At 42.6% G+C, this 1,944-nt stretch carries 3 protein-coding genes; 1 reads left to right on the top strand and 2 read right to left on the bottom strand.

Annotated elements, in window-relative coordinates; genetic code table 11:
- Positions 1 to 8: 8 nt before the first annotated feature.
- Positions 9 to 1,238, top strand: a complete 1,230-nt coding sequence (gene pdeH, locus RAC86_RS38255; RefSeq protein WP_377886911.1) for a cyclic di-GMP phosphodiesterase — start codon at positions 9 to 11, stop codon at positions 1,236 to 1,238.
- On the opposite strand, the gene RAC86_RS38250 is transcribed toward pdeH, so the two are convergent.
- Together RAC86_RS38250 and RAC86_RS38245 are read right to left on the bottom strand one after the other, a co-directional pair.
- Positions 1,214 to 1,582: a YuzC family spore coat inner layer protein gene (locus tag RAC86_RS38250; protein WP_116315920.1), complete on the bottom strand. Its 369-nt coding sequence runs from the start codon at positions 1,580 to 1,582 to the stop codon at positions 1,214 to 1,216. The genes pdeH and RAC86_RS38250 overlap by 25 nt on opposite strands.
- Positions 1,583 to 1,695: 113 nt before the next feature.
- Entirely contained in the window at positions 1,696 to 1,821 is a 126-nt protein-coding gene (locus RAC86_RS38245) for a hypothetical protein (RefSeq protein WP_003228793.1), read from the bottom strand.
- Between the last annotated feature and the right edge of the window lie 123 nt (positions 1,822 to 1,944).

Raw genomic sequence — 1,944 nt, 5'->3', positions numbered from 1 at the left:
ATAAATCAATGAGGGTGTTTGTTGCAAGACAGCCTATTTTTAATAGAAAAGAACAGGTTGTTGCTTATGAACTGCTGTATAGAGAAAGCGAAGAGAACGTGTATAGTGCTAAAGACGGCGATCAGGCAACAACAGATTTGGTGATCAACAGCTTTTTAAACATCGGAATTGAGAAGCTGACGGAAGGGAAACGCTGTTTTGTTAATTTTACGGAAAGCCTGATGTTTTCGAATCTTCCCACCTCCTTCAATCCGAAACAGCTTGTCATTGAAATCCTTGAAGATATACCGATCACGCCGGCCCTCATTTCTAGATGCAAAGAATTGAAAAAAATGGGGTATATGCTGGCGCTTGATGATTTTTATGCAATAAACCCGCAAGATGAGGACTTACTGGAAAAACTCATGAGCTATATTGATATATTGAAAATTGATTTTCTCAAAACAACACGAATGGAACGCAGAACAATTTTGCAAACCTACGGCTGCCGCAGCCTGATTTTTTTAGCGGAAAAAGTAGAGACCCGAAAAGAATATAAACAGGCGGTCCAAGACGGCTTTCAATTATTCCAAGGCTACTTTTTCAGCGAGCCGCGCATCATCAGCGGGCATGACCTATCGACTCATTTCTATTCTTACTATGAACTGCTTAACGAACTGAGTAAAGAGCAGCCTAACATAAAGCGTGTGACAGAGTACATAGAGCGGGATTTATCACTGTCCTATCAAATTTTAAAATTTTTAAACTCATCCCACAGCCGTTTGAGCCAGAAAATTGAAAGCATTCAACAGGCCATTATGCTGCTGGGATTTAATGAAATCAAACGGTGGATATATATTCTTTCCTTTAAGGATTTAAGCAGGAAAGGGCATTCCAGCAAGCACGAAATCATTAAGATTTCTTTGATAAGAGCAAAGCTTTGCGAACTGCTGGCGAGAAAGACATCCCGGCCGCAGCCTGCTTCTTATATGCTGATCGGAATGTTTTCTCTCATAGACACCCTCCTGCATAGAGAAATAGAGGAAATTGTTCAAGAATTGCCTTTAAAAGATGAAGTCGGGCAAGCATTATTAGGCGATCAAAACGACTACTACCAAATGCTTGAGCTTGTGAAATTAATTGAAAGCAACAACTGGGACACTTGCTCAGAATTAGGCAATCAACTCGACAAAGAAGAAGCGTATGAATGTTATCTTGAGGCTCTGGAATGGTGTCATAATCTTATGGACGCAAAATGATTGCGGTCCTCTGACCACCGCAAAGCAAGAATCATTCGGCTTTGCGTTCCGATAAGGCTGATATAGATGCCGTCGGGATTAAAGACCGTATCCACTTCATGCCGGACGCCCATTTGTTTGATCAGGCGCTTTATGGTTTGTTTATCGGACTGCTCGGCTGCCGTCAGAATGCGGCGCGAGAGCTCCCGCGAGCCCGCAATGCGGCCGAGAACGAGCTGGGCATCCGCAAATATCCCTGCGGCCTGCCTCGCTGAACGGATAAAGGTATCAATATTGTTGGCAGGAGCGGGCGGACGGCGTACCTCATACGGATACACGTAAAACCAGGGATAACGATATCTCATGGGAGCACCTCGCAAAAAAGGATGTTTCTATATGTATAGATCCCTAATTGCCGAATATGACAAAGCGAAAAGGCCACAACTTTAGCGTTGCGGTCTTTTTCGGTGTTTGTCGGTCAGGAAACGCCAAGAATCGCATATTCAATTTTGAAAATACGGTATGAAGGACTATAGTCTTGCTTAGTGAAAATGCGAAACCCGTTAAAATCAAGGAGATTAAGAATCTTTCTCAATTTCAGCACATATAAACGCTCTTTCGCATAGAAAGATAGTCCCGTTCTTGTTGTGATTCCTTTGAGTATAAGGACCTATTGAGATTTGCGGTGTCACGCAGGACTTTTTTGCATACTTTTCGGTGAAAAATG

Source organism: Bacillus sp. LR_5, assembly GCF_042709275.1.
Note: the sequence above shows the minus strand (reverse complement) of the source record. Positions and strands in the feature narration are given on the sequence as shown.

Coding starts and splice junctions, on each gene's coding strand:
- pdeH (WP_377886911.1), top strand. CDS start 9: ATGAGGGTGTTTGTTGCAAGACAGCCTATTTTTAATAGAAAAGAACAG.
- RAC86_RS38250 (WP_116315920.1), bottom strand. CDS start 1,582: ATGAGATATCGTTATCCCTGGTTTTACGTGTATCCGTATGAGGTACGC.